Source organism: Citrobacter sp. Cpo037, assembly GCF_030332945.1.
Lineage (GTDB): Bacteria > Pseudomonadota > Gammaproteobacteria > Enterobacterales > Enterobacteriaceae > Citrobacter > Citrobacter portucalensis.
Map to the genome: position 1 here is coordinate 1 of NZ_JAOWGW010000080.1, position 24,711 is coordinate 24,711.

At 49.0% G+C, this 24,711-nt stretch carries 29 protein-coding genes and 3 tRNA genes; 11 read left to right on the forward strand and 21 right to left on the reverse strand.

Features of this window, described 5'->3' with window-relative positions:
* The coding region (locus tag OGX94_RS20925) for a transposase (protein ID WP_286569891.1) at positions 1 to 292 on the reverse strand (292 nt) is incomplete at its 3' end.
* 131 nt (positions 293 to 423) lie between these two features.
* On the opposite strand from OGX94_RS20925, the gene OGX94_RS20930 reads away from it, so the two are divergent.
* Positions 424 to 774 (forward strand): WYL domain-containing protein, encoded by a 351-nt coding sequence (locus tag OGX94_RS20930; protein WP_249415419.1) that lies wholly within the window; start codon positions 424 to 426, stop codon positions 772 to 774.
* A gap of 62 nt (positions 775 to 836) precedes the next feature.
* A complete protein-coding gene (locus tag OGX94_RS20935; RefSeq protein WP_001721482.1) occupies positions 837 to 1,655 on the forward strand; it encodes a DUF726 domain-containing protein in 819 nt (272 codons plus the stop codon).
* Between the two features lie 624 nt (positions 1,656 to 2,279).
* Here the strand turns inward: OGX94_RS20935 and OGX94_RS20940 are convergent.
* From OGX94_RS20940 to OGX94_RS20955, 4 genes are all read right to left on the reverse strand, one after another.
* Positions 2,280 to 2,714, reverse strand: a complete 435-nt coding sequence (locus tag OGX94_RS20940; protein ID WP_047741667.1) for a DUF2787 family protein — start codon at positions 2,712 to 2,714, stop codon at positions 2,280 to 2,282.
* A gap of 93 nt (positions 2,715 to 2,807) precedes the next feature.
* The gene (locus OGX94_RS20945; protein ID WP_001721485.1) at positions 2,808 to 3,317 is read right to left on the reverse strand and encodes a hypothetical protein; all 510 of its coding nucleotides are present in this window, start codon (positions 3,315 to 3,317) and stop codon (positions 2,808 to 2,810) included.
* 25 nt (positions 3,318 to 3,342) lie between these two features.
* The gene (locus tag OGX94_RS20950; RefSeq protein WP_227524228.1) at positions 3,343 to 3,714 is read right to left on the reverse strand and encodes a hypothetical protein; all 372 of its coding nucleotides are present in this window, start codon (positions 3,712 to 3,714) and stop codon (positions 3,343 to 3,345) included.
* A 376-nt stretch (positions 3,715 to 4,090) separates the two neighbouring features.
* Entirely contained in the window at positions 4,091 to 5,293 is a 1,203-nt protein-coding gene (locus OGX94_RS20955) for a site-specific integrase (protein ID WP_172741531.1), read from the reverse strand.
* 80 nt (positions 5,294 to 5,373) lie between these two features.
* Between OGX94_RS20955 and OGX94_RS20960 the strand changes: the two genes are divergently transcribed.
* On the forward strand, positions 5,374 to 6,114 hold the full coding sequence (locus tag OGX94_RS20960) for a hypothetical protein (protein ID WP_001721490.1): 741 nt from the start codon (positions 5,374 to 5,376) through the stop codon (positions 6,112 to 6,114).
* A gap of 240 nt (positions 6,115 to 6,354) precedes the next feature.
* On the opposite strand, the gene OGX94_RS20965 is transcribed toward OGX94_RS20960, so the two are convergent.
* From OGX94_RS20965 to uvrY, 6 genes are all read right to left on the reverse strand, one after another.
* Positions 6,355 to 6,441, reverse strand: a tRNA-Leu gene (locus OGX94_RS20965).
* Between the two features lie 12 nt (positions 6,442 to 6,453).
* Positions 6,454 to 6,527, reverse strand: a tRNA-Cys gene (locus tag OGX94_RS20970).
* A 51-nt stretch (positions 6,528 to 6,578) separates the two neighbouring features.
* Positions 6,579 to 6,654, reverse strand: a tRNA-Gly gene (locus OGX94_RS20975).
* Positions 6,655 to 6,805: 151 nt separating this feature from the next.
* Positions 6,806 to 7,354: a CDP-diacylglycerol--glycerol-3-phosphate 3-phosphatidyltransferase gene (pgsA, locus tag OGX94_RS20980; protein ID WP_003030490.1), complete on the reverse strand. Its 549-nt coding sequence runs from the start codon at positions 7,352 to 7,354 to the stop codon at positions 6,806 to 6,808.
* Positions 7,355 to 7,409: 55 nt separating this feature from the next.
* Positions 7,410 to 9,242: an excinuclease ABC subunit UvrC gene (gene uvrC, locus OGX94_RS20985; RefSeq protein WP_003834021.1), complete on the reverse strand. Its 1,833-nt coding sequence runs from the start codon at positions 9,240 to 9,242 to the stop codon at positions 7,410 to 7,412.
* On the reverse strand, positions 9,239 to 9,895 hold the full coding sequence (uvrY, locus tag OGX94_RS20990) for a UvrY/SirA/GacA family response regulator transcription factor (RefSeq protein WP_006684079.1): 657 nt from the start codon (positions 9,893 to 9,895) through the stop codon (positions 9,239 to 9,241). The genes uvrC and uvrY overlap by 4 nt, the downstream gene beginning before the upstream one ends.
* 296 nt (positions 9,896 to 10,191) lie before the next feature.
* On the opposite strand from uvrY, the gene OGX94_RS25035 reads away from it, so the two are divergent.
* The gene (locus OGX94_RS25035) at positions 10,192 to 10,335 is read left to right on the forward strand and encodes a hypothetical protein (RefSeq protein WP_420914863.1); all 144 of its coding nucleotides are present in this window, start codon (positions 10,192 to 10,194) and stop codon (positions 10,333 to 10,335) included.
* Between the two features lie 19 nt (positions 10,336 to 10,354).
* Positions 10,355 to 10,579: a DUF2594 family protein gene (locus tag OGX94_RS20995; RefSeq protein ID WP_003030482.1), complete on the forward strand. Its 225-nt coding sequence runs from the start codon at positions 10,355 to 10,357 to the stop codon at positions 10,577 to 10,579.
* Between the two features lie 66 nt (positions 10,580 to 10,645).
* On the opposite strand, the gene sdiA is transcribed toward OGX94_RS20995, so the two are convergent.
* The 8 genes from sdiA to OGX94_RS21035 all read right to left on the reverse strand — a co-directional run bounded on the left by sdiA (position 10,646) and on the right by OGX94_RS21035 (position 18,121).
* Positions 10,646 to 11,368, reverse strand: coding sequence for a quorum-sensing transcriptional regulator SdiA (gene sdiA, locus OGX94_RS21000; RefSeq protein WP_008785095.1), 723 nt, complete (start codon positions 11,366 to 11,368; stop codon positions 10,646 to 10,648).
* A 230-nt stretch (positions 11,369 to 11,598) separates the two neighbouring features.
* Positions 11,599 to 12,351 (reverse strand): L-cystine ABC transporter ATP-binding protein TcyN, encoded by a 753-nt coding sequence (gene tcyN, locus OGX94_RS21005; RefSeq protein ID WP_003030477.1) that lies wholly within the window; start codon positions 12,349 to 12,351, stop codon positions 11,599 to 11,601.
* Complete coding sequence (gene tcyL / locus OGX94_RS21010; RefSeq protein ID WP_003030474.1) at positions 12,348 to 13,016, reverse strand: cystine ABC transporter permease; 669 nt, start codon at positions 13,014 to 13,016, stop codon at positions 12,348 to 12,350. Before tcyL ends, tcyN begins: the two co-directional genes overlap by 4 nt.
* Before the next feature lie 21 nt (positions 13,017 to 13,037).
* Positions 13,038 to 14,024: a D-cysteine desulfhydrase gene (dcyD, locus tag OGX94_RS21015; protein WP_257661882.1), complete on the reverse strand. Its 987-nt coding sequence runs from the start codon at positions 14,022 to 14,024 to the stop codon at positions 13,038 to 13,040.
* A 107-nt stretch (positions 14,025 to 14,131) separates the two neighbouring features.
* Positions 14,132 to 14,932 (reverse strand): cystine ABC transporter substrate-binding protein, encoded by an 801-nt coding sequence (gene tcyJ, locus OGX94_RS21020; protein ID WP_257661881.1) that lies wholly within the window; start codon positions 14,930 to 14,932, stop codon positions 14,132 to 14,134.
* Positions 14,933 to 15,157: 225 nt separating this feature from the next.
* Positions 15,158 to 15,709 carry a flagella biosynthesis regulatory protein FliZ gene (gene fliZ, locus OGX94_RS21025; protein ID WP_003030467.1) on the reverse strand — a complete coding sequence of 184 codons (552 nt, stop codon included), beginning with the start codon at positions 15,707 to 15,709 and terminating at the stop codon, positions 15,158 to 15,160.
* A 57-nt stretch (positions 15,710 to 15,766) separates the two neighbouring features.
* Positions 15,767 to 16,486 carry an RNA polymerase sigma factor FliA gene (locus OGX94_RS21030; RefSeq protein WP_003030465.1) on the reverse strand — a complete coding sequence of 240 codons (720 nt, stop codon included), beginning with the start codon at positions 16,484 to 16,486 and terminating at the stop codon, positions 15,767 to 15,769.
* Positions 16,487 to 16,648: 162 nt separating this feature from the next.
* Positions 16,649 to 18,121 (reverse strand): flagellin N-terminal helical domain-containing protein, encoded by a 1,473-nt coding sequence (locus OGX94_RS21035; RefSeq protein WP_286569898.1) that lies wholly within the window; start codon positions 18,119 to 18,121, stop codon positions 16,649 to 16,651.
* 255 nt (positions 18,122 to 18,376) lie between these two features.
* Between OGX94_RS21035 and fliD the strand changes: the two genes are divergently transcribed.
* The 4 genes from fliD to amyA all read left to right on the forward strand — a co-directional run bounded on the left by fliD (position 18,377) and on the right by amyA (position 22,133).
* On the forward strand, positions 18,377 to 19,783 hold the full coding sequence (gene fliD / locus OGX94_RS21040; RefSeq protein ID WP_257661880.1) for a flagellar filament capping protein FliD: 1,407 nt from the start codon (positions 18,377 to 18,379) through the stop codon (positions 19,781 to 19,783).
* Positions 19,784 to 19,798: 15 nt separating this feature from the next.
* Positions 19,799 to 20,206, forward strand: coding sequence for a flagellar export chaperone FliS (gene fliS / locus OGX94_RS21045; RefSeq protein ID WP_171858502.1), 408 nt, complete (start codon positions 19,799 to 19,801; stop codon positions 20,204 to 20,206).
* Positions 20,206 to 20,577, forward strand: coding sequence for a flagella biosynthesis regulatory protein FliT (gene fliT / locus OGX94_RS21050; protein WP_005127745.1), 372 nt, complete (start codon positions 20,206 to 20,208; stop codon positions 20,575 to 20,577). The genes fliS and fliT overlap by 1 nt, the downstream gene beginning before the upstream one ends.
* A 68-nt stretch (positions 20,578 to 20,645) precedes the next feature.
* Positions 20,646 to 22,133, forward strand: a complete 1,488-nt coding sequence (gene amyA, locus OGX94_RS21055; RefSeq protein WP_257661879.1) for an alpha-amylase — start codon at positions 20,646 to 20,648, stop codon at positions 22,131 to 22,133.
* Positions 22,134 to 22,173: 40 nt separating this feature from the next.
* On the opposite strand, the gene yedD is transcribed toward amyA, so the two are convergent.
* A complete protein-coding gene (yedD, locus tag OGX94_RS21060) occupies positions 22,174 to 22,587 on the reverse strand; it encodes a lipoprotein YedD (protein ID WP_003030454.1) in 414 nt (137 codons plus the stop codon).
* Between the two features lie 185 nt (positions 22,588 to 22,772).
* Here yedD and yedE point away from each other — a divergent pair, with 185 nt between their 5' ends.
* Positions 22,773 to 23,978, forward strand: coding sequence for a selenium metabolism membrane protein YedE/FdhT (yedE, locus tag OGX94_RS21065; RefSeq protein WP_257661878.1), 1,206 nt, complete (start codon positions 22,773 to 22,775; stop codon positions 23,976 to 23,978).
* Positions 23,975 to 24,208 carry a sulfurtransferase-like selenium metabolism protein YedF gene (gene yedF / locus OGX94_RS21070; RefSeq protein WP_000790504.1) on the forward strand — a complete coding sequence of 78 codons (234 nt, stop codon included), beginning with the start codon at positions 23,975 to 23,977 and terminating at the stop codon, positions 24,206 to 24,208. Before yedE ends, yedF begins: the two co-directional genes overlap by 4 nt.
* Positions 24,209 to 24,262: 54 nt before the next feature.
* On the opposite strand, the gene fliE is transcribed toward yedF, so the two are convergent.
* On the reverse strand, positions 24,263 to 24,577 hold the full coding sequence (gene fliE, locus OGX94_RS21075) for a flagellar hook-basal body complex protein FliE (RefSeq protein ID WP_079935374.1): 315 nt from the start codon (positions 24,575 to 24,577) through the stop codon (positions 24,263 to 24,265).
* Positions 24,578 to 24,711: the final 134 nt, after the last annotated feature.

Sequence of the window (24,711 nt, forward strand, 5' to 3'; positions counted from 1 at the left end):
CGCTATCCAGGGATAATCGGGCAAACAGGCGCATGGAGGCGATTTCGTACAGGGCATCTTCCATGGCACCGTCGCTCAGGTTGTACCAATGCTGCATGCAGTGAATACGCAGCATGGTCTCCAGCGGATAGGGCCGTCGGCCATTGCCCGCCTTGGGATAAAACGGCTGGATGACAGCGGTCATATTCTGCCATGGCAGAATCTGCTCCATGCGGGAGAGGAAAATCTCTTTTCGGGTCTGACGGCGCTTAGTGCTGAATTCACTATCGGCGAAGGTGAGTTGATGGCTCATGATGTCCCTCTGGGATGCGCTCCGGATGAATATGATGATCTCATATCAGGAACTTGTTCGCACCTTCCCTAGCAGCCTCCCATAACAGCACATTAAAAAGCTTTGTTATCTCATCTATCAAAGATGTTTGCGTGAGTAATATCGCTTTCAGTATACCCCCCGAAATTAATGAAGAAATAGAAAAAACAGATGGTATCTGGTATGGCGAAGATCTTATCGAAGTTCTCATTTCAGTTTCCGCACATGTTGCTCCGTGGTTTACCCGCCGTCATCTATTACCGAGGCAGGAAATAATTCATACTTCCCGGAATGGCGATTTACTGATAATATCACGTGTAGCACACACAAATCAGATAATACCTTTAATGAAATACTGGATGCCGGATATCGAAGTAATACGACCCCTCTCAGTCCGTCAACAACTTACTGAAGATATACAATCCGCACTGAAACGTTACACCCAGCCAAGTAACGCCCCGTAGAGACTCGGGTAATATCATTATCTCTGAATGCTATTTCTGTAAGCTAAATAAATGGAGTTACCATGAATAAATACCCAGTTCTTATTATTGTATCAGGATTTCTGACCGAAAATGACATTTCATGGTTAAACCGAATTGAAGCAGGGTGTGACCTTGATGTCAGGTACTTTCAATGGGAATCAGCAAATCTACTATCCATATTAAGTTCTAACATAGCGAATAAATGGGGATTATATACTCTCCTCCCCCTGAGAACGCCCCCTTTATTGTCATCAATCTCCATCCCATTTAAAGCGCGTCAGGCCTGGTATAATGCAACTAAAGCATCGGTTAATAACAGAGATAAATTAGCGCGAATCATAAATGAGATATATGATAAAGAAAAGCGTAATGTGATCATCATGGGACATTCTTTAGGAACTCGATTAATAAATAATACATTACCCTACATTAAGAATGACAATACCCTTTTAACAATATCTATGGCTGGAGCCACCCCAATAACAAGTTATACTGAGAATATAATGAAAATGACTTACGGTTCAAAGATGGGGCATTTAAATATCTACAGTGAACATGATAAAGTGCTTAACACGATATACCCTCTCGTAGAGTCAGTAACGCCAATTGGGGTTCGGGAGGTGAGATTCGGACCTGCTCGGGTGATCAACTGGAAGTGGGATATTGGTCACACTGAATATATTACTTCAAAAAGGATTGATTCATTAATACACTGGTTAAATGTTACCTGTGCCGATTTAGCTGATCCAGACGTAGAGCTCACTGACGACGATATAAAATTATTTAATGATATTATTGACCTTGCAAATTTAACACACCACGAAGACATCACCGTGCCTGAATTAACGTCACTCAAGTAGTAAAACAACTTAGAGTAAAAAAAATCTTATATTATAACGGGAGCGCACATCAACTCCCGTTACGTTTTCATATTTAAGTATTTATATGGATTCGATTAGAAATTTCGTCTGACCCGTTCCCTTATCAAACTTGCCAGCCTTACCCTTCCAGGTGAAATAGTTTCCGTTACAGTTTCAACTCTCAACAAATCACGCTGTCCGGTTCGGCGACTGACCGCGAAACGCTGACATATATCATTAACCGATACCGTATTACCGGTATACAGTTGAAGTAATATCCAGCACAGCCTTTCTGCGATCCTTTCACCGCGAGTTTTATACATCTGTAAAACCTTCAGTTATCGTCAACGATGACATAGTCCACCTCAAAACCCACATAACTGACTGTATTCATGAATATTTATTACCGGTGTAATACTGTCGTTGGGGTAATGAATTAACCGTTATCACCCTGCTACTGGAGAATGCACCATAGGGGGCAAAAATCACGAGGGATCTGAGATCCCCCGTGTCTGCACATGTTTATGCGAACGGTCCGGTACAACCAGTATCATCATCATGCTGCGATGTACTGCGCATGAAGAGGATTACAAAGATGCCCGTTTTCTTCCTGTTCATAACAGGTCAACAACTTTCCACAGTTACCGTTACCCGGTAAATCCCCATAGACAGGTAATCCATAAAATTACCCTCCCATAAGGACCAGAGTTCATTCCTCTCTGCCGCCAGTGAAATATCCCCAGCCAGATAATGGAAGACGTATTGACCTGACCAACAAAAGTCCATTTCCTTTTCCAGCTCCGGATAGACTCGTCCCATGTAACTAAAGTCTGTGACATAGTCGAAATACCATTCGTTATCCTGGCGGATGAACCGCATTTCAACCGGATGAAATCCGCCGGATTCTGCACTGTAGTCCGGGTCACGAAAATTAATGACTACTGCCCTGACCGATGTTTGCTGAGATTGTTCTGCCAGAAGCGTAACGATGTGCTGCTGAAATAATTTAGTGACAGGCAGCGTTAATCCTGCCTGTTTTAAGACATACTGGGTTTGCATAATAGATTTTCCTGTAAAAGGTGAGTAGAGGTGTGTAGTAGTTTCTGGTTGTATAACAGTTCTGGTAAAGAATTAATTCTTCGCAATCCTTTCTCAATCGCCAACCTTACCGAGTGTTTTAAGACGCGCCCGCCAGTCAGCATATAAAACATGCGTAAACAACTTCTCAGGGTGCGCCTCAAGCAGACATATATCCGGTGAGCGTAAAACAGCAGCCAGAAAACCGGCATTATTGGCACTTGCTCCTTTAAATAATGATCTGAATACGCCTGATGTGAAGCCCGTTGTCGGTTGAACTTCGAGTACACTTTCAATCTTAGAAAGTGGGACCCAGTCTTTAGAGAACAATCCACCGCTGCCATTTGCCATGAGACGCAGGTAAAGTTCATTATCCGTTTCAGACATAGCCAGTTGCCATGTCAGAATACCGCTGGCTTTAGGGCTGATTTTTTCCGCCTGTCCTGATTCAATGAGCAGCTTATAACTCTCTTCAGGTAATATTTGGCCATCTTCAGTGATACCTTTTTCAATATCACTTAAATCATTATTTAACTCCAGCTTCTCGTGTTCATTATTATTTTTCTCTAACTTTGATTTTCTCATTTTCATCTCCTGATTTTAATCTGATTTACAGACGGGATTCCGCCATAGACATTAATGTGTCAATCCCCTTCAAAGGGCATTCCGGATGAAATAGCAGATAAATACCATTTCCATTATCTTCTGTAATTGATAGCATCAAGTAATATTCATCTGTCAGATGGACCACGAACTCAGGGTTTGCAATTAAATGATGAATTACATCCAGTACGTGTCGTTTAATATCTTCGGGAACATCACCGGGTTCAATGTACATTAATGTTACACCCACCTCGCCCCAAAAATTCATTGCGGAAAGTTCATCATCAAATGGAAGTATCAGTTCTTTTCTCAGGACAGTCATAACTGAATCGGGAAGAAGGAGCGACGGCAGGTCTTGCCAGTTCGAGATAAATTTCATTGAATAATCCTCATAAACAAAAAACCCGATACGTTTTAAGTATCGGGGTTACATAGACAGGGTAAAGAATCTGGAATTGCCTTCAGTGGTCATCTATATTCTTTCATAATATCCACAATCCTTGCAGATAAGCACTGGCGCATTATTTCTTTCACGCTGTTTAAGGAATCCAAATAGACGCTGTATCGCCCTGATGATTTCTTTAAGCAATTCTGGTAATTGCTCCGGGCTAATATAACCGGATGTCGATGTCAGAAACCGGTCATCGCGAGTCACCTTTGCTATATTTCCGGCAGTTTCTGTGACTGTATTCCGACTACCGCACTTAGGGCACTTTAACGGCATAATCATTCTCCACGTTTAAGAGACGCAAAAATCACTGTTCTTTACTGGTAGCTACGGGGGGTAAAAGAAGGTCGGTAACACCCTGCCCGGTCTGACGCATTCGCTCTGGTGTCAGTTTTGCGTAGCGCTCCGTACTCTGAATACTGGCATGCGCCAGCTGGGCTTTAACGTCATACAGACTGTACTGTCCGCTGGAGACAAGTAATGATGCGACGGAATGGCGCGTAGTGTGGAAACAGACTTCACTTTTATCTATCCCGCACTCTGCCAGTATTTTTTCATAGGCCCACCGGGGTTCTGATATTGGTTTTCCATTATCTTTTACGGCAAACAGATAGGGGTTGCTGCCAGCCCGTGGGATCGAATCAATAATAGATAATGCAACATCACTGAGATACACAGTTCTGCTGCGACCATTCTTAGTATAAGGAATGAATAACGACCTGTTATCCCGATCAATATGTTTGTGCATGACGTTAAGCATTTCTGATTTGCGGGTACCGGTTAACAACAGCATGGCTATTAGTCCCCCGGCAGCCTTATTGGGATATCGTGCCGCAGCGTCGAGGATCCTTCTGATCTCATCGGCGTCAAAAAAGCGCGTCCGCTGATTATTCTCCTTCAGCAAAGGGATCTTATCGGCTTCATTCTTCTCCAGGACATCCTGTCGTAGCGCATAACGCCCCATAGTTTTCAGAATAGCCAGTGCCCTGTTACAGGTTGACGGTGCATACTGCTGGCCGTGAATACGACCCTCAAGCATGTCGAAAAGCACCTGCTGGATTTCCCGGGCCCGAAGGTCGCAGTAACGTATCTTCCCCAGACGAGGTTCAATGTATTGCGTGAAACGCTGAACATCCTTACCCCAGGACTTTTTATGGCGCTTGATGAACGGAACATAGGTCTGGTGAAAAAACTCACTAAGCGTTGGCATAGCACGATAATTATCGCGTTCTGCCTTAGGGTCATTTCCCAGTGCAATCGCCTCCTTGTGACGACGAGCTATCTGACGGGCTGTCCCCACATCAATTTCAGGGAATCTGCCAATACTGATACTTTTTTTGGTACCGTGGAATGTGTAGCGCAGGAGGAAACGTTTGTTACCCGTTCGACCTGAGAGGCATTTGAGGCCAATGACCTCGGTATCAGATACCTCAAGCTCTGTAGATCGGGTATCTGTGTTTGCCGGAAGGGCTTTGATGGATGAATTGGTGAATCGGAAGGATTTTTGCATATTTATCCTCATATATCTGATTGATATCATGAAAATAATATATATCTGAAGGTGTTTTTATTACGGGGCAGGATTGAAGAATGGAAAGGCTATTAGACGCGTACAAACGGATATTACAGGAAGTTGACGCCCAGTCATTTAACCTGAATGAAGATAAATACTCAGGCGTCTTTTTACCCGTGCCGTTTGAAGAATACTGGCATTCACCGGTAAAAATCATGCTGGTTGGACGTGAAACCGCTGGCTGGAATACGCTGAATGGTAAGAATACGATATCACGGGTGTTGGGACTTATGCCTGACGTCACCATCGGGCAGGTGGTTGAAGAGGCTGTAGATCGTTACAGGAAACATCTTCCGGTACAAAATGATGGCACCACCAACCTCAAATCACGTAGCCGCTTCACGCAATATCATTTCAGGCTGGCCCGGGAGCTTAATATTCCTCCTCAGGCTATCGTGTATGCCAATCTACTGGCGTGGGATTACGACGGACTGACCCCTCTCAATCGCCCTCAAAATGAATTGCAGGAAGTCATATTAGCCTCGCTGAAGCTACTGGCGGTACAAATTAAACACCTTGAGCCTGATTTCATCATCTTTGCATCTGGAGCCCGGAGAACAGACTACATCATAAAACAGGTGCTTACTGAGCTGGGCGGCTATGAGACTTCTTCAGTCATTCCGGGGAAGCTATGGGAGTTCAAAACAGGTAATGCAATCTGTTTCAGAATTGCCCATCCACGGGCTATGCGCGGACACCAGAAGTACAGAGATGAGGTGATTGCACGAATTAAGCAACTTTGTACTCAGGGTGGCTAGAGCATTACAGCTTGCTCAGCGGGCCCCCTTCCCGGAAGCGTACCGGAAAACAGGCAAAGCGGCCTGGTTCTCTATGCTGGAGGCGACACGTTCGATTCGGCATTGCCAGGCTGAAGATTGCAGCTCATCGCACCCCGTGAGCACAGGATATGCACAGGACATGAATTTCAGGCACAAAAAAACCACCCGGAGGTGGTTTCACGACACTGCTTATTGCTTTGATTATTCTGATGTTTCCCATGGTACCCGGAGTGGGACTTGAACCCACACAGCGCGAACGCCGAGGGATTTTAAATCCCTTGTGTCTACCGATTCCACCATCCGGGCTCGGGAAGAAATTGGAGGCGCGTTCCGGAGTCGAACCGGACTAGACGGATTTGCAATCCGCTACATAACCGCTTTGCTAACGCGCCGAAATCTTCTGGCTTTACAGCCAACATCCGCTATTGCCGATGTCTTAAATTTGGAGCGGGAAACGAGACTCGAACTCGCGACCCCGACCTTGGCAAGGTCGTGCTCTACCAACTGAGCTATTCCCGCATCACCAAGTAACTTTGTTAATCACTTGATTTTGTTATCGTCTGGCAATCAGTGCTGCCGTTCGATGCGTTGCATTCTACTTACCTGACGCAATGAGTCAACGATATTTTTCACCACTGACGATCGTTTGCTGAAATTTGCGTCGAAACGATCACTGATCAAGCAAATCTCCACGTGCAGCGCTCAAATACTGGAACATTGACCACAAAGTCAGTATCGCGGCGACGAAGAAAAGTGCGATCCCAGCATACTCTACCCAGATATTTGGACGCCACAGCAGCCAGGCCAGAGCAGCCATTTGCGAAGTGGTTTTCACTTTACCGATCCAGGATACGGCTACGCTGCTGCGTTTACCCAGTTCGGCCATCCATTCACGCAGTGCAGAGATGATAATTTCACGCGCAATCATTGTTGCGGCAGGAAGCGTCACCCACCAGCTGTGGTAATGCTCTGTCACCAGGACCATCGCGATTGCCACCAGCACTTTATCAGCGACCGGATCGAGGAAGGCGCCAAAACGCGTGCTTTGGTTCCAGCGGCGCGCCAGAAAACCGTCAAACCAGTCAGTGACCGCTGCGATACAGAAGATCAGCGCACAAACAAAGGGAGCCCAGGTGAATGGCAGGTAAAAAGCCAATACAAAGAATGGGATCAGGATGACGCGAAACAGCGTGAGCAACGTAGGGATATTAAATTGCATATGACGGATAACTATCTGTTGTCAGTGAAATTACCCCTATGTTGCTACAGAGGGCCTAATGTTTCAACGAGTAGAAGATCTTTTCTGCCAGAGCTTGCGAAATACCCGGCACTTTTGCAATTTCTTCGATACTTGCGTTACGAAGACCTTGCAAACCTCCCATATATTTCAACAACATCTGGCGACGCTTTGGCCCGACACCTTCGATGGTCTCAAGCGTGCTGGTGCTTTTCACTTTCGCCCGCTTTTTACGATGCCCGCTAATCGCATGATCGTGAGATTCATCGCGGATATGCTGGATAACGTGCAATGCAGGCGAATCCGGCGGCAAACTAAAGCCCTCACCTTCCGGCTCAAAGAACAGCGTTTCCAGACCGGCTTTACGATCGGCCCCTTTTGCCACCCCCAGCAAGAGTGGGTGCTGTTTGTCCCAGGGAACGTCCAGCTCAGCAAAAACGGCTTTCGCCTGCCCCAGTTGGCCTTTACCACCATCGATCAATATGACGTCCGGAATCTTACTTTCTTCAATCGCCTTCCCGTAACGCCGACGTAAGACCTGATTCATCGCCGCATAATCATCACCCGGCGTAATACCGGTAATGTTGTAGCGACGATATTCTGCACGCAGCGGGCCATTGGCATCAAAGACCACGCAGGAGGCTACCGTCTGCTCGCCCATCGTATGGCTGATGTCGAAGCACTCCATACGCTTCACCGCAGGTAACTTCAACACCGATGCCAGCGCCGTCAGACGTTGCGTAATAGTCGACTGCTGAGAAAGTTTCGTGGTGAGCGCCACTGCCGCGTTGGTCCGCGCCAACTTCAGATAACGCGCGCGATCCCCTCGCGGTTTCGTCTGCACGTTAATCTTCCTGCCGGCCAGTTCAGACAGAGAGTCTGCCAGCAGGGTTTTATCGCTAAGATTAAAATCGAGCAGGATCTCCCCGGGTAAGGTACGCATCTGGCTACCCTGCAGATAAAACTGCCCGACAAAGGTTTCGACGACCTCGCCGAGTTCCGTGCCACCGGGTACTTTCGGGAAATAGCTGCGGCTGCCCAGCACTTTACCCTGGCGAATAAACAGAACGTGCACACAGGCCATACCGGCGTCAAACGCCACGCCAATGACGTCCAGATCGTCTCCGGTATTAGAGACAAACTGTTTTTCTGTTACGCGGCGTACGGCCTGAATTTGGTCACGAATGCGCGCAGCCTCTTCAAACTCGAGATTTTGGCTGGCCTTTTCCATGCGGGCGATCAGCTGCGTTAATACCTGATCGTCTTTTCCGGACAAGAACAGACGAACATACTCGACCTGCTGAGCATACTCTTCCTCACTCACCAGACCCGCGACACACGGACCGAGACAGCGGCCAATCTGATATTGCAGACAAGGTCGAGAACGGTTGCGATAAACGCTGTTTTCGCACTGGCGGATAGGAAATATTTTCTGCAACAGCGCCAGCGTTTCACGCACCGCATAACCGTTAGGGAACGGTCCAAAGTATTCGCCTTTGGCATGCTTTGCCCCGCGATGCATCGCTAGGCGCGGGTGGGTATCGCCGCTAAGGAATATAAAAGGGTAGGATTTATCATCGCGCAGCAATACGTTATAGCGCGGCTGATACAGCTTGATGTAGTTGTGCTCAAGCAATAACGCTTCGGTTTCAGTGTGCGTTACCGTGACATCAATCTGCTGGATTTGCGCGACCAGCGCTTCGGTCTTGCGTGACGCAAGATTACTACGGAAGTAGCTGGAAAGCCTTTTTTTCAGGTCTTTCGCTTTCCCGACATAGATAACCGTCCCGGCGGTATCATACATACGATAGACGCCGGGCTGACTGGTCACGGTTTTCAGGAACGCTTTGGCATCAAACTGATCGGTCACTGGCTTGTTAATGTCTCCGCATTACACAGGCCATGGCGAATTGCCAGGTGAGTCAGCTCTACATCGCCGTGAATGTTTAATTTACTGAACATTCGATAGCGATAGCTGTTCACCGTTTTAGGACTAAGATTCAGTTGCTCTGAGATCTCATTGACCTTCTGACCTTTGGTGATCATCAGCATAATCTGCAACTCGCGTTCAGACAAACTGGCAAACGGGGTTTCCGTTTTCTCAGGCTCAATCTGGCTGAGCGCCATTTGCTGAGCGATATCGGAGGCAATATAACGCTGCCCGGAATAAACCGAACGAATCGCACTCACTACTTCCTGGGGGGCGGCGCCTTTGCTGAGATACCCTGCCGCCCCTGCCTGCATAACTTTTGCAGGTAATGGGTTTTCGGTGTGTACCGTCAGCATGATCACTTTAATGTCTGCAGTGGAACGCGCAATTTTGCGGGTTGCTTCCAGACCGCCAATACCGGGCATATTCATATCCATCAGCACAACGTCAACGGAATTTGAGCGGCACCATTTTACCGCATCTTCACCGCAGCACGCTTCGCCGACAACTTTTATGCCTTTTATATCTTCCAGAATGCGTCGTATCCCTGCGCGCACCAGTTCGTGGTCATCAACAAGAAAAACGTTGATCAAAGGAATATCTCCAGAATAGGGATAACGCTACCGATAGTTAATCGGTCCTATGTTAACGGGTTTTATCTCAACTTTGAAATGTAAAAAACGCCCGACTTTCGATTTTGCTCTCGTTTTTGGAAATTAGATTGTACGACGAGTGGAAACTTTCAGTCCTGACAGCCTTCTGCCACGGTTATATCTGCATAGCTGTTTCAGAATAGTGACAAAAAATTCATATTCCTCCGCTGAATGCAAAATAGGCAGTCAAAGTTGTAACAATAATTAACGAGGAAAATACTCGAAATAAACAACATGTGAAGAAAATATATGCACTGCAACATGTTGTTTATTTTAATGTCCACAACATTAGTCCGCGCAAAAAACAACCACAGATATTTTTAGCCTCGCTTATGGTATACTCCGCCGCCTTAAGATTTGACATCGCACTTTTTCATTGAAACATAACGAGGAAAATAAATGAGTACGCCTGACTTTTCCACTGCTGAGAATAACCAGGAACTGGCCAATGAAGTCACCTGCCTGAAAGCCATGTTAACGCTGATGCTGCAGGCAATGGGCCAAGCCGATGCAGGCCGCGTGATTCTTAAAATGGAAAAACAGCTCGCGCTGATTGAAGATCAATCACAGGCGGCGGTATTTTCCAACACGGTTAAGCAAATTAAACAAGCTTACCGCCAGTAAAAAGAAACCGGCTGATAGCAATGCTCTCAGCCGGTTTTGCGTCTGACACTCAGAACGATAATTTACTCAGATAAGCCCGGTTGCCGCGGCATAACAGGCTATCTGCGTTTTGTTTGGCGCATTGAATTTCTTTTGCATATTCTTCTGGTGGAAGTTCACTGTATTTTCGGAAATCGACAGAATGATGGCTATCTCTGAAGAGGTCTTGCCCTCGGCCGTCCATTTCAATATTTCCTTTTCCCGCTTGCTAAAGCGCATTTCTGGCGCCATAACCATGTCATCTTCCAGCCGCGTCAGTACAGACAGGCTTTCCCGTACCAGAAGCTGCATCCTGAGCTCCACTTCATCGCTCGCAAGGCGACTATTACGGATACTCGCCCGCGATACCGATAAAAAACCCAACGCCCGATTAGGCAACATTAAGCATTGCGTCATCCCTTTGCGTAAACCGTGATTGCGTGCGGCGTCCCACAAAGGTTGCGCATCGCGAAACAGAGTATCGTTCCAGGGTAAATGCCCCTGACTGAAGTTTTCAGGTTTCAGCACCGGATCAATGGCGAAATAATTTTCGGACTGATAATGCGCCACCCATGCTTTGGGATAGGTCGTATGAAGTGACGTTTTAGGTCGGGTAAAAGGTACCGGATGACGAACACAGAGCGCGTAAAAATCGAACTCTAAGTGCTGCGTCTGTTGTTGTAATTCCGTATAGACATCCTCTGCCGTCGCCATTTCCTGAAAGCGTAACAGCATGCTCCGTCGCCAGGTGAAGAAATCATGATCCTGCATACTAAGTGGTAATGCCCCTGAGATTGATAATCATCCAAACATATGAAACAAGCTAACACATAAATGTATTTTATATATGCAAATTATCGGACAAATGAAGAATTACTTGAGTATTACTCAACAGTGGAAGGAAGTAACAGATTCAAGCGTTAATAATAAAGCAATAATTATAAATAGTTATGCGAAGAGCACTCGCCAGAAACAATTCCGACGAGTGCTATATGCACTATTTATTGCATCAAAAACTTTTCTAGAAACTGGCGGGTACGCGGCTGCTGCGGATGCGTGAATAAGGATTTTGCGGGTCCCTGCTCCACTATCCGTCCTTGATCCATAAATATCGCTCTATCGGCAACATCGCGAGCAAAGCTCATTTCATGCGTCACAATCACCATGGTGCGTTTTTCCTGCGCCAGTTGGCGGATGGTATTAAGTACCTCGCCAACCAGTTCAGGATCAAGCGCAGAGGTCGGTTCATCAAAAAGAATAACCTCAGGTCGCATCGCCAGCGCTCGGGCAATCGCTACGCGCTGCTGCTGTCCGCCCGATAAACGCCGCGGATAGCTGGTTTCTTTACCCGCCAACCCGACTTTCGCCAGCAGCTCGCGCGCACGAGCTGTCGCTTCAGCTTTTGGTTCACCTTTGACTATCACCGGCCCTTCAATAATGTTTTCCAGCACCGTCCGATGCGGGAACAAATTAAAGTTCTGGAACACAAAACCGACGTGCTGACGTAACTGACGAATCAGCCCTTTCTGCTGGGTCAACGAACGCGCGGTATCAATGGTAATCTCACCCACTTTAATGGTGCCCGCCTCCGGTTGCTCCAGCAAATTAATGCTACGCAGCAGCGTGGTTTTGCCCGATCCGCTCGGCCCGATAATCGCGACTACTTCACCAGGTTTGACGTCAAGATCAATCCCATGCAGCACCGTTTGCCCATGAAATTTTTTGACCAGGTTTCTGACTTCGATAGCACTCATTTCGGCTCTCTCTCCTGGCGATTCAGTTGTTCTTCAAAATAGTTTTGCAGCGCAGAAAGCACCGTCGCCATCACCCAGTAAATCAACGAGGCCGCCAGATACATCGTAAAGACTTCCAGCGTACGCGAGGTAATCAGCTGCGCCTGACGGAACAGTTCCGGTACCTGAATAGTGGCGGCCAAAGAAGTATCTTTCACCAGACTGATAAAGCTGTTGCTCAGCGGCGGCAACGCAACGCGCGCAGCCTGCGGCAGGATTGCCCGGCGCATGGTCTGCCAGCGCGTCATACCAATACTGGCACCCGCCTCCCACTGTCCTTTGTCGATGGAAGAGATTGCCGCACGCAGGGTTTCCGCAGCGTAGGCAGCCGTATTCAGCGACAAGCCAATCATCGCCGCCGGGATGGGATCAAGCTCAATACCAAACTGTGGCAGACCGTAATAGATCATGAACAGCTGGGCAATCAGCGGTGTTCCGCGAAAAATAGAGATATAAAAACGCGCCAGCCAGCGCACAGGCAACAGCGGTGACAAACGCATCAGCGCCAGGATAAACCCCAGCACGAGGCCAAAAAACATCCCGCCGATACTCAGTTGCAGCGTAAAAACCGCGCCTTTGAGCAGATACGGCAGAGAATCAATTACCAGTTGGATACTTTCATGCATTAGCGTTTTTCGACCTGGTTGTTACACGTGAGGATGGTAGGCAAACAGTGCTGGTGCCCCACCAGTATGAATAAAGAGGATTGGCCCTTCGTCTTTGAAGCGTTTCTGGCTGATACCGTCAATCAAACCCGCCATCGCCTTACCGGTATACACCGGATCCAGCAAAATGCCTTCCAGTCGCGCCACCAGTTTTACCGCCTCCATGCCCTCTTCATTTGGCGTACCGTAGCCCGGCGCATAATAATCATCCCATAACAGGATATCCGCCGAGGCCGTCAGCTCCAGTTCACGGGCAATATCCTGCTGCAGCGTAACAACTTTGGGTTTTTGATCCGCCACGCTGCGCGAGACGGTCACGCCGATAAGCTCGACGTCTGGCATCAGTTGTTCCAGACCCACGGCCAGTCCGGCATGCGTTCCCGCGCTGCCCGAAGCCACCACCACGGAAGAAAGCGCAACGGCCCCTTCACACTGCTGTGCGATTTCCAGCGCGCTTTCCACATAACCCATCGCGCCCAGCGCGTTAGAGCCCCCAACGGGGATCACATACGGGCGGAACCCCTGTGCTTCAATGCGTGTCGCCAGTTCCTGAAGTTGCGCATTCGGGTCGGTCAGCGCATCGCACATTTCGATCTGCGTATTAAACAGGTCCAGCAGCAGACGGTTGCCATTGGTGAGATAGTTTTCCGCCGTGGTGCCAATCGGATTTTCCAACAGCGCCACGCAGTGCAGGCCAAGCTTCGCCGCTACCGCCGCCGTCTGACGAACGTGATTAGACTGGATGGCACCTGCGGTTATCAGCGTATCAGCGCCTTCACGCAGCGCATCTGCGGCCAGGAACTCCAGCTTACGCAGCTTATTGCCGCCCATGGCCATCGGCGTGACGTCATCGCGTTTGATGAAAATATCGCGCCCGAGGTAGTCGGAGAAACGTGGAAGATATTCGAGCGGCGTTGGCGCGCCAATAAATTCCAGACGTGGAAAGCGCGTTAAGTTATGCAGCGGCATACAGCCTCCGGTATTCGTTGTTGTGATGTTCTTTTTATTATGCACGCTCAGGCGCAATGAAATAAAAAAAGGCGCTGTTAAAGGCGCCTTTTTTCATTGGATGCCGATTATTTCGTCACATCCGCTCCAAACCATTTTTCAGACAGGGCTTTCAGCGTACCGTCTTTCTGCATTTCAGCAATGGCCACATCAACCGCTTTCAGCAGATCTTCATTGCCTTTGCGCAGCGCCACGCCGGACTCCTGGCGGGAGAATGCTTCACCGGTCACAGCCAGCGTATCTTTGGTTTTCTTGACCAGATCCAGCGCCGCCAGACGGTCAACCAGAATGGCGTCGATACGACCTACACGCAGATCCTGGTATTTGGTCGGGTCATCATCATAGGTACGAATATCCACGCCCTGCACGTTCTGGCGCAGCCACTCTTCATAGTTGGTGCCCAGACCAACGCCGACTTTTTTACCTTTCAGATCGGCAGCAGTCTTAATAACGCCTTCATTACCTTGCTTCACCAGCGCCTGAATACCAGAAACCGTATACGGGGTAGAGAAATCGTATTTTTTCTGACGTTCGTCAGAGATGGTCACCTGGTTGATGACCACATCAATGCGCTTGGAATCAAGAGAGGCCAGCATACCGTCCCACTTGGTCGGCTTCAGATTAGCTTTCACCCCAAGGTGCTTGGCCAGTTCCTCAGCGAACTCCACTTCGAAACCGGTCAACTTGCCATCATCGCCCTGAAAACTAAACGGGGGATAGGTCCCTTCCAGGCCCACCAGCAGCGTGCCACGCTCTTTAACTTTATTTAACAGACCTTCATCTGCATAAGTCTTTACGCTCATTCCAGCGACAAGTGCAACAGCCATTACACCCATCAGAGCCTGACGTCCCAGAAGTGCTAATTTCATAGTTACCCCGAATATTGTCATTAGTGACTGCTATTTATTCACAAAATCATTCGAGTTGTATCAAGGCGGCAAGCGAGTGAATCCCCAGGAGCTTACTAAAGTAAGTGACTGGGGTGAATGAACGCAGCCAACGCAGAGACAGCTTGAAGGATGACGTGTATATGACTGTAGTGTAGAGCGTTTGTCGTGATCCACAAACACGACTCTGTTACACCTTATTCGTTTTTAATATATATCAGAACTGGCTGTCCAGGAGGATTTCTGCATATGTCCCATATGGGTATGGGCTTTAAACTGCTCATACTTACGCAAGGCGATGCGGTAATTGTTGGTGCTGGTTTCCGGCAGCCACGGGGCAAGGTTTTCGTCGAGGAACCCTTCCTGCAGCAGGTCATGAGAGATATTTTGTTCGGTCAGGTGATTCCCGAGGCGACGCAGGCGGACAACGTATTCACGTACCGTGCCGTGACTCATTTCGGTCTGCTCAAATAAAAACTGTTTAAAACCAATAATGTCGAAAAAGTCGCTCTGTTCTTTGCAATGCAAATCACCGCAAAAACGACACAGTGCCACCCACTCTTTTTTCTCCTGCTCCCACTCGGCTTCATCCAACAACGTGTCCAGTCGGGCGATGGCGATTTTATTCACAATTTGCCCGCGACGAACCAGCGTGATCCTGTCGAGCAACTTAAAGCAATGGGCGCAATGCGTCTGGCTGTGTTTGAAATCTTTGAGGTAGCGGCTTAGAGGCCGTCTTTTTGATTGCTGCACCGTCATGAGAACTCCTGGTAGTCAATTCGTAATGCGGCATTGTTCAGGGGTAATAATGTACCCCTATAGCTTACCCAGCTTGGTGCGTAGACGTTTGATGGCCTGACTGTGCAACTGGCTGACCCGCGACTCCCCGACTTCCAGTACCGCGCCAATCTCTTTCAGATTCAGCTCTTCCTGGTAGTACAGCGTTAACACCAGCTTTTCACGCTCCGGCAACGCCTCGATCGCGTCCATCACGCGCTGGCGGAGGTTACCCTCAAGAAGCTGTTGTAACGGGTTTTCCTGCTGATGTTCTTCCGTCACCAGCTCAATACTATCGCCATGCTCTTCCCGCCACTCGTCATAAGAGAAGAGTTGGCTGTTATTGGTATCGAGCAACATCTGACGATACTCTTGCACAGGAATAGCCAGACGCGCCGCCACTTCGGTTTCCGTCGCGTTGCGCCCTAATTCCTGCTCCAGTTGTCCCATCGCCTGTGCCACTTCGCGAGCATTGCGCCGAACGCTACGCGGCACCCAATCCCGGCTACGTAGTTCGTCCAGCATTGCTCCACGAATACGCTGCACTGCGTAAGTGGTAAATGCCGTTCCTTGCAAAGCGTCATATCGGTCAACGGCATTCAATAACCCGATGCCGCCCGCTTGTAGCAGGTCATCCAGTTCTACGCTCGCCGGCAAACGCACCTGAAGGCGCAATGCTTCGTGACGCACCAACGGTACATAACGCTGCCACAGCGAGTGTTTATCCATTACACCTTCAGCGGTATACAGTGAATTCACGATAAACAGCCCTGCGTTAAATGAGTTATCGGCATGATTATCCGTTTCTGCAGGGGTTTTAATCGGGTGAATAGTGGGTGAAATGAGGGGTTATTTGGGGGTTACGGGTAAAGCTAAATGTAAAAAACCCCGCCGGAGCGGGGTTTGTGTAGTAAGCGTAAATTAACGCAGCAGAGACAGAACGTTCTGCGGAACCTGGTTGGCCTGTGCCAGTACAGAGGTACCTGCTTGTTGCAGGATCTGTGCTTTGGACATGTTGGACACTTCGGTCGCGTAGTCAGCATCTTCGATACGGCTACGTGCAGAAGTCAGGTTGTTAACGGTGTTACCCAGGTTGGTGATGGTAGAATCGAAACGGTTCTGTACCGCACCGAGGTCACCACGTAAGGTATCAACCTGAGCAATCGCTTTATCTAATACATCTAACTGGTTACGCGTAGCTTCACTGGCTTTATCCTGCTCAACTAGTTTAGCGTTAGCAGTGCCTGCATTCTGAACAAAAATCTGCGCCGTTCCAGCTGCATTAGATACGTTACCAGCAGAATCTACTTTGTAAGTAGCAGCTCCGACTTTTAATTCACCACCAGTAAGGCTCGCTTTCTGTTGAACCAAATCAGACTCTTTTGCAGCAGTGTTGGTTCCGTGCGTAGTCAGTTTTTTAGAGCCAGCAGCACCTTCTTCATAAAGAGCCCCACCAGCGACAGTCAACGTTGCATCTTTACCGGTAGCATCTGTAGACCCATCGACAGTTAACGTAATCTCTTTGCCATCAATTGATGCTTTGAAGCTACCATTTCCGTTTGAATCAGTATCACCTGCTGCTTTCCAGGTCGTCCCCATCCAGTTAAAGCTATTTCCTTGTTTTACATCTTTTGCTACAACTGCAACGTCTTTAGCGCTAGCTACTTTATCTATAGCAGTATTCTTATCATCAGCAATTAATGTTCCTGAAGAAGCGCCAATAAATACCGCCTTGTCGTCAGCTGCCGTTGTGACTTCCCCGGTTGCAACATTAACATTATATGCAGTTGTTCCCAACTTATAGTCTTTTGAACCACTGGCACCGAAATCTTTTATCAACTGATCGGATGTTGCGGCTTTGTCGCCCGTAACACGAAAACCATTAAGACCTAAGGTTCCGCTGGTGATCTCTTTAAGATTAATGGAAATGCTTTCGTTATCATTTGCACCAACCTGAATTTTCAGGGTGTTATCCTGAGCCAGTACTTTCACACCGTTAAACTGGGTTTGACCAGATACACGGTCAATCTCAGCAAGACGCTGAGTAATTTCTGCCTGGATAGAGTCCAGATCGGAATCTGAGTTAGAACCGTTGGAGGCCTGAACAGACAGTTCACGTACACGCTGCAGGTTGTTGTTGATTTCGTTCAGAGCACCTTCAGTAGTCTGCGCGATGGAGATACCGTCGTTGGCGTTACGGGAAGCCTGAGTCAGACCTTTGATGTTAGAGGTGAAGCGGTTAGCAATCGCCTGGCCAGCCGCATCGTCTTTCGCGCTATTGATACGCAGACCAGAGGACAGACGCTCGATAGCGGAGCTCAGAGTAGACTGAGATTTGTTCAGGTTGTTCTGGGTCAACAGCGACAGGCTGTTTGTATTGATGACTTGTGCCATGATCTTTTCCTTATCAATTACAACTTGATGTTATTGGGCTGTTGCCCACGGTTTCTCACCGTAACCCATGTATCGGCACCTTAATTTCGAACTTTAGAAAATTTTTACTTTCCGTCGTTTTTTTTCTTAGCCCGTGAAATACCCTCTTTATATGCCATTATTCTGCGCATTATTTTTATAAAACTATCATTAAACTTTGCGCGCAGATTGCCGATAACTCGCTTAACTACTGTTTGCAATCACAAGGAATTAGGCATGCCTTCATTTACTTCATTGGGCGTCGGCTCAAACTTACCACTGGACACATTGCTGACAAACTTAACGACTGCTGAAAAAAAACGCTTAAACCCAATTACCCAACAGCAGAGTACGAATACGGCAAGATTAACCGCCTACGGCACGCTAAAAAGCGCGTTAGAAAAATTTCAGACAGCAAACACAGCGCTGAACAGTGCCGATCTGTTTAAAAGCACCACAGTAACCAGCAGTACAGAAGACCTTAAGGTATCGACCTCTGCCGGCGCAGCCCCCGGGATCTATACCGTTAGCGTTACACAACTGGCACAGGCGCAATCATTAAGTACCAAAAGCGATATCAGCTCGACGAAAAACGCATTAGGGGACACATCTTTCGAGAGTCGCACGATCACAATTGAGCAAAAAGGCCGCAAAGAACCTCTGGAAATTAAACTCAGCAAAGACCAAACGTCGTTGGAAGGGATCCGTGATGCCATTAACGACGCCGACAGCGGTATTTCCGCCAGTATCGTTAAAGTTAAAGAAAATGATTATCAGCTGGTATTAACGGCCGATAGCGGTGTCGATAATAAGATGACCATTTCCGTCAGCGGTGACAATAAGCTTAATGACTTACTGGCATACGACAGCACCGCCGGCAGCGGAAATATGAAACAGCTAGTGGAAGCCAAAAATGCGCTGTTGAAAGTTAACGGTATTGATATTGAACGCCCAAGCAACACCATTACCGATGCCCCGCAGGGTGTGACGCTGAATCTGACTAAAGAAGTGACCGACGCGCGGATCACTGTCACTAAGAGCAATGATAAAGCAACAGAAGCGATCAAAGGTTGGGTTGATGCCTATAACTCGCTGCTGGATACGTTCTCAACGCTGACCAAATACACTGAAGTTGATCCAGGTGCCGAAACCCAGGATACGAATAATGGTGCATTACTCGGCGACAGCGCTGTACGCACTATTCAGACAGGGATACGTGCCCAGTTTTCCAATGGTGCCAGCGACGGTACATTCAAAACGTTGGGTGAAATCGGTATTACTACCGACGGTACCTCAGGCAAGCTGAAAATTGACGACACTAAGCTGGAAAAAGCGCTGAAAGATAACACCGCAGCGACTCGTCAATTGCTGGTTGGTGATGGTAAAGAAACCGGTATTACCACCAAAATCGCTACCGAAGTAAAAGGTTACCTGGCCGACGACGGCATTATTGACGTTGCCCAGGACAATATTAACGCCACGCTGAAAAAACTGACCAAACAGTATCTGGCCGTCAGCAACAGCATCGACGATACCGTCGCGCGCTACAAAGCACAGTTTACCCAGCTTGATAGCATGATGAGTAAGCTGAATAGCACCAGTAACTATCTGGGCCAGCAATTTACAGCGATGAGTAATTCCTGATAACACGAGGTAAGTATGTATACCGCGAGCGGTACCAAAGCCTATGCACAGGTCAGCATAGAGAGTGGCGTAATGAGCGCCAGCCCACATCAGCTGATTGAAATGTTGTTTGATGGCGCGAACAGCGCCCTGGTGCGCGCTCGCCTGTTTATGCAGCAGGGTGATATCGTCGCCAAAGGCGAGGCTATAAGCAAAGCCATTAACATTATCGACAATGGTCTGAAAGCAGGCCTGGATCAGGAGAATGGCGGTGAAATTGCCACCAACCTGTCCTCGCTGTATGACTATATGATCCGCCGTTTACTGCAAGCTAACTTGCGTAATGATTGTCAGGCCATTGAAGAAGTCGAAGAGTTACTCGGCAACATTGCAGATGCCTGGAAACAGATCTCACCGAAAGCGTCGTCCCAGGAGTCTCGTTAATGACCTCAGCCGTGGAGTTTATCAACCGTTGGCAGCGCATCGCGCTACTCAGTCACTCGCTGCTGGAACTGGCGCAGCGAGGTGAATGGGACCTTTTACTGGAACAGGAAGTTACCTATCTGCAAAGTATTGAAGTGGTCATGGAAGAACAAACTCCATCTGGCATTACGCGAAGCGTTCAGGATTTGATTGCCGGGTATATTAAACAGACGCTGGATAACGAACAGTTGCTCAAAGCATTATTGCAGCAGCGTCTGGATGAACTCAGCACGCTGATCGGTCAGTCAACCCGCCAGAAGACGCTAAATAACGCCTACGGTCGGCTTTCCGGTATGTTGCTGGTTCCGGATGCCCCAACTGCCCCACAATAATTTCCCGTTACGTCTGAATAATCTTCCATACTCCAGAGGTCGGCCAAACGGCTTCTGGAGCACGGAAGATGAAAAATCCCACCTTATTGCAGTACTTCCACTGGTATTACCCTGATGGCGGCCAGCTCTGGCCAGAACTCGCCGCACGCGCGGACGGACTAAACAATATCGGCATCAATATGGTATGGCTGCCTCCCGCCTATAAAGGTGCGTCCGGCGGGTACTCCGTTGGCTATGACTCCTACGATCTGTTTGATTTAGGCGAATTCGACCAAAAGGGAACCGTCGCCACCAAATACGGCGATAAAAACCAGCTGCTGGCGGCGATTGACGCGCTGAAACACAATGATATTGCCGTACTGCTCGACGTGGTGGTTAACCACAAAATGGGCGCTGATGAGAAAGAAAAGATCCGCGTCCAGCGCGTTAACGCCGAGGATCGTACGCAAATAGACGATGAGATTGTCGAGTGCGAGGGCTGGACGCGCTATACCTTCCCTGCCCGCGCTGGCCAGTACTCGCAATTCATTTGGGACTTTAAATGCTTCAGCGGCATTGACCATATCGAGAATCCTACCGAAGACGGCATTTTCAAAATCGTTAACGATTACACGGGCGAAGGCTGGAACGATCAGGTTGATGATGAGTTGGGTAATTTTGATTATCTGATGGGAGAAAACATTGATTTTCGCAATCACGCGGTGACTGAGGAGCTCAAATACTGGGCGCGTTGGGTAATGGAGCAAACCCAGTGTGACGGCTTTCGTTTAGATGCGGTGAAACATATTCCGGCATGGTTTTACAAAGAGTGGATCGAGCACGTCCAGGAAGTCGCCCCGAAGCCGCTGTTTATCGTGGCGGAATACTGGTCCCATGAGGTCGATAAACTGCAAACCTATATTAACCAGGTCGAGGGGAAAACCATGCTGTTTGATGCCCCTTTGCAAATGAAGTTTCACGAAGCGTCCCGCCAGGGGCGCGATTATGACATGAGCCAGATTTTCACCGATACGCTGGTGGAGGCCGATCCCTTTCATGCGGTGACGCTGGTTGCGAACCATGACACCCAGCCGTTACAGGCGCTGGAAGCCCCGGTCGAGGCATGGTTTAAGCCGCTGGCCTATGCGCTGATCCTGTTACGCGAAAACGGCGTACCGTCGGTGTTTTACCCTGACCTCTACGGAGCGCATTACGAAGACACCGGTGGCGATGGCGAAACCTATCCTATTGACATGCTGATCATTGAACAACTTGATGAACTGATCCTCGCACGCCAGCGCTTCGCGCATGGGGTACAAACGCTCTTTTTCGATCATCCTAACTGTATCGCTTTTAGCCGCAGCGGTACGGATGAGGATCCCGGATGTGTGGTGGTATTGTCTAACGGCGATGACGGGGAAAAGACCATCAATCTCGGCGCCAATTATGGCAATAAAACCTGGCGGGACTATCTGGGAAATCGTGAAGAAAGCGTGGTCACCGATGAAAACGGTGAAGCGACGTTTTTCTGTAACGGCGGGAGCGTCAGCGTGTGGGTGATTGAAGACGTGTTGTAAAGCTCAACCCCGGTGACCGATGGTTACCGGGGCGTACGGCTTATGGCAGTGGCGTGGCCAGCGGCGTTTTCTTTAACGCGTCAGCACATTCTTGCGTCGGGCGATCCACCCGTTGCAGCGTCATACCGTCATATTCCAGCGTATTGCCTTCTCGCTCAATCTCGTACAGCTCGCGTTTAACCGTCACGTTGGTGAGATCGCCAGAGAGCATCGTCAGTTTCCCCGGCAGCGCGATCACCCGCTGCCACTGGCGACAATCCAGCGTATCGCCCTCTTTCGTTATCACCAGGCTGGCAATCGCTTCCGGGCTGACCAGACTGCGTTGCGGACCTTTTGACTGCCAGTATCCTTCCAGACCGGCTGGCGCTGGCGTTTTCACCACGTCGTTATAATTTTCTACTTCGGCGCATCCGGTAAGCGCCAGAAATACACCAACGATTGCTAATTTTTTCATCATTCATCCTGCATGCGAAGAAAATGGGATTGTGGCATTAAAGGCCTGATGTCGCCAGCCTTTCGGCAGCGTTGAGAAAGATTGATCCAGACGGTGTTACCTCTTATTACTCATAGTCAAAAATTCTGAACGGTGTAGTATCCACACTTCTTGTTACATACCTTCTGAGTTCAGAGGCACAACGCATGTCATGGCAACACTTCAAACAGGCCTGGTTGATTAAATTTTGGTCCCCCGCCCCTGCGGTCATCGCAGCGGGTATTCTCTCCACTTACTATTTCGGCATTACGGGAACCTTCTGGGCCGTTACCGGTGAATTCACCCGCTGGGGTGGTCAAATCCTGCAACTGTTTGGTGTGCACGCCGAAGAGTGGGGATACTACAAGCTGATCCATCTCGAAGGCTCGCCCCTGACCCGCATCGACGGCATGATGATCCTCGGTATGTTCGGCGGCTGTTTTGCTGCCGCACTGTGGGCCAACAACGTCAAGTTACGCATGCCGCGCAGTCGGGTGCGCATTATGCAGGCGATAGTCGGCGGGGCAATCGCCGGATTCGGCGCACGGCTGGCAATGGGCTGTAACCTGGCCGCATTCTTCACCGGCATTCCGCAGTTCTCACTACACGCCTGGTTTTTTGCGCTGGCCACGGCCATTGGCTCCTGGTTTGGTGCACGCTTTACCCTGCTGCCAATATTTCGTATTCCGGTCAAAATGCAGAAAGTCTCCGCCGCTTCGCCGTTAACGCAAAAGCCGGATCAGGCCCGTCGCCGTTTCCGCCTGGGCATGCTGGTGTTTATCGGCATGATCGGCTGGGCGCTACTCACCGCGATGGATAAACCCAGGCTCGGTCTGGCGATGCTGTTCGGCGTCGGGTTTGGTCTGCTGATTGAACGGGCGCAAATCTGCTTCACCTCCGCCTTCCGCGACCTGTGGATTTCCGGTCGCACCCATATGGCAAAAGCGATCATCTTCGGGATGGCGGTCAGCGCCATCGGTATCTTTAGCTACGTGCAACTGGGCGTCGAGCCTAAAATCATGTGGGCGGGTCCAAATGCGGTGATCGGCGGTTTGCTGTTCGGCTTTGGCATCGTTTTAGCGGGCGGATGTGAAACCGGCTGGATGTACCGCGCCGTTGAAGGCCAGGTGCATTACTGGTGGGTTGGTCTGGGCAACGTTATTGGCTCGACCATCCTGGCCTACTACTGGGATGATTTTGCTCCCACGCTCGCCACCAACTGGGACAAAGTGAATCTGCTCAACACCTTCGGTCCGCTCGGCGGTCTGCTGGTGACCTATCTGCTGTTGTTTGCCGCGCTGATGCTGATTATCGGCTGGGAAAAACGTTTCTTCCGTCGCGCAGGGCTGACGCCTGCCAAGGAGTCTGTATGAAAAATATCGTGCCTGATTATCGCCTCGATATGGTCGGCGAACCGTGTCCATATCCGGCTGTAGCCACGCTGGAAGCGATGCCGCAATTGAAGAAAGGTGAAATTCTGGAAGTAGTGAGCGATTGCCCGCAGTCAATCAACAATATTCCACTGGATGCGCGTAATCACGGTTATACGGTGCTGGATATTCAGCAGGATGGTCCAACGATCCGCTATTTGATTCAGAAGTAACTGGTTGCCGGATGGCACTGCGCTTATCCGGCAAACATTCTCGGCGCGTTGTCCCTACACCTGCATCGACATCACTTCCTGATAGGCCGACACCAGTTTATTACGCACCTGAATACCCATCTGCATCGATACCGACGCTTTTTGCATATCGGTCATCACATCATTTAACGCAATACCCGGCTCACCCAGGGTAAATTTCTCAGCCTGCGTACGGGACGCGGTTTGCACATCGCTGATCCTGTCTAACGCCGCATGCAGTTGCCCGGCAAAACTCACGGTCGGTTGTGGCTGCATATCCTGCGTTTTTGCTGACATCGCCGTGGCCTGTAACTGGCTGATGACCCCTTCAATCCCCTGTATTGCCGACATTCTGATCCCCTGGATGATTTTTTACGTAGCTGAGATTACCAGTTAGTCAATAAGATAAAGGCGTTAAATAACGATAAAAAACCACGGTTTTTAACCCATAGAAAAATTCGAAACCGCAAATAATGAGACCGTCA